Annotated in this window: 2 protein-coding genes and 1 pseudogene; 2 read left to right on the top strand and 1 reads right to left on the bottom strand. The window is 58.6% G+C overall.

Features of this window, described 5'->3' with window-relative positions; all coding sequences use genetic code 11:
• Window positions 1-72 precede the first annotated feature (72 nt).
• Both Q319_RS26695 and Q319_RS26690 read left to right on the top strand, forming a co-directional pair.
• Window positions 73-624 (top strand): annotated as a pseudogene (locus Q319_RS26695) (IS3 family transposase); the annotation flags it as partial.
• 90 nt (window positions 625-714) lie between these two features.
• Complete coding sequence (locus tag Q319_RS26690) at window positions 715-978, top strand: integrase core domain-containing protein (protein ID WP_162178708.1); 264 nt, start codon at window positions 715-717, stop codon at window positions 976-978.
• A 133-nt stretch (window positions 979-1,111) separates the two neighbouring features.
• On the opposite strand, the gene Q319_RS25170 is transcribed toward Q319_RS26690, so the two are convergent.
• Window positions 1,112-2,347 (bottom strand): IS4 family transposase (locus tag Q319_RS25170; protein WP_245619452.1); only part of this gene is annotated, 1,236 nt, incomplete at its 5' end.

The raw sequence follows: 2,347 nt of genomic DNA, 5'->3' as shown, positions 1-2,347 counted from the left end.
TCTTAAAGAACTGGAGCGGGAACTCGAAATTGCACGACAGGAACGGGATATCCTGAAAAAAGCACTGGCCTTTTTCGCCAAGCAACCCTGATTTTTCGCTTCATCGAGCGGCACGAGGATGAGTTCCCAGTGGAACGCATGTGTCGGGTTCTCGATGTCAGCATCAGTGGGTATTACGCTTCGCGGGGAAGGCCGGACAGCGAGAGAGTGACGAAAGACCGTCTGTTGATGGTCAAAATCAGGCCAAGCTTCGAGGACAGTCGGGGGACGTACGGCGCGTTGCGCATCAAAGCCGACCTCTGCGAGCAGGGGGAGCAGGTGAGCCGTCAGCGCATCGTGCGTCTGATGCGACAAGCTGAGCTTGTCACGCGGGGAAAGCGAAAGTTTCGGACGACGACCAAAGCGAAATCTTCCCATCCAGTCGCAGAAAATCTTCTTTCCAGGAATTTCGACGCTGATGGTCCGAATCAGAAATGGGCGACGGACATCACGTATTTACCCACCCGGGAGGGTCGGCTGTACCTGGCCACGGTCATGGACCTGTACTCGCGGAAAATTGTCGGCTGGCGTCGGGCCGTCCCGAGCCGTTGGGCATTGAATGAGCGACTTCACACGCCGCTGTGACCAGCGGCGTTAGGAATGGCCGTAGAGTGTCGACAGCCACCAGGAGGGCTACTCCACCATTCAGACAGGCGGAGCCAGTACACGAGTGAGGTGTACAAGCAGGCGCTAGACAGACTGCACGCGGTTCAGAGCATGAGCGAGAAAGGAGAATGCTGGGACAACGCCGTTCAGGAGAGCTTTTTCGCGACGTTGAAGACGGAACTGGAACTTGGAAAGGCGCAGTGGGGTCGTGCCCAAACACGAACGGAGGTCTTCGAGTGGATTGAGGTGTTCTATAACCGCCAGCGTCGTCACTCCGCGTTAGGCTACCGGTCCCCGGCGGCCTTTGAGGAGCAAGCCCCCATCCCGAACTGAGCCTCCACCAAACCCTTGACAGATCAGTTCGCTTGTGGGTGGCAAGGATAGACCCGACAAGCAAGGTTTGAGCGTTGATCCAGGTGGGCTGGGTAAACATCTCGGCGAAAGGGGCGATAACATCGGTGAACCCTCAGTACCCGACAGTTTCTGCTCCTATGGTCTGGTGCGGCATCCAGAGTTGAATCAGATCAAGCAGTTCATCTCCCGAAGCCCCGACTTGACGGGAAGACGCCCGGACGAGCGACCGGAGGCCCAGGGTCACAACACTCCATGCGCGCCGTCCGTGTTTTTTGAGGGTTATATGCTGGCTGATGCCCACCAGGACGCTCCAGACATAGGCCAGGGTCAGCAAACAGAGCAGCCGCGTCACATGACCGGGAAGCGTCATGTGGGTGTTTTCCAACTGGAACCCCTTCGTTTTCAGCGCCCGGAACAGGCATTCGATCTTCCAACGCTGGCGGTATCCCTTCAGAATGTGCTGGCCCTTGGTGGCATTGCTTGCCACGATCAGGGGTTCCCCCTGATCTGTCCGCGTTAGGACCACGTTCATCGGCAAGCCATAGACCACTGCATTGTCGATCAGCATGGCTTTTTCATCGGGTTGGAGTCCCTCCAGCCACTCGCCCGCAGGCAGATCATCAATGCGCGCATCCACTCGCAGTCTCACCGTGATGGGGAGCCCACGCTCAGCCAATCCCTGAATCCACGCCTGGCCGATGAATTCCCGGTCTGCGTAGATCGTGGCAACGTCGCAGCAGTCCAGCAGCGTTAGCGCCTCGTCCAGCAGGGTCAGCCGGGTCCTCGTCCCGCTGTTGCCGCTGTGCGGCAGCAGCTCGAACAGCAGTGGTACGGCCACGCCCCGCCAGTGAACAGCCAGCACCAGTGCATTCACGTCAGTCTTGCCCAATTTCCAATTTGTGCGGTCCATGCTGAACTCCCGCCGTTTTCCGTCGGGGAGGAGGGCCAGCACCAGACGGGCGACATCCAGAGGACACAACGGATGCTGGTGAAAGAACCGCTCAATCTGGCGGATGACGGAAGCCGTTTGAGCGTTGCCGGGGCAACGCTCGGCCAGTGCCGCGTGGCGAACGTCTTTGGCCCCAATCAGCGCCAGGACGAGCAGAGCGAGCAGTTCCACCTGATTTTTCGGTATTGGGGGAAGTGGGAAACGAAGCAGAGACTCAGCGATTTCAGGGCATTGGGAGACGCGCTCTGTTCTCGCGTACTGGACGACGGATTTCAAGTCCCTTCTAAAACTGTCGGGTACTGAGCCTGCTGCCGCACGCCCGCCACCCGCAAAGATCCGGCGAGCAGGGGAAGAAAATCGTCTGCATCGCATTTTTCGGCCACCGTAAAGCGGTTGGCT

This window comes from Deinococcus marmoris DSM 12784 (assembly GCF_000701405.1).
Taxonomy (GTDB): domain Bacteria; phylum Deinococcota; class Deinococci; order Deinococcales; family Deinococcaceae; genus Deinococcus; species Deinococcus marmoris.
This window is presented reverse-complemented; position numbering and strand designations above follow the sequence as displayed.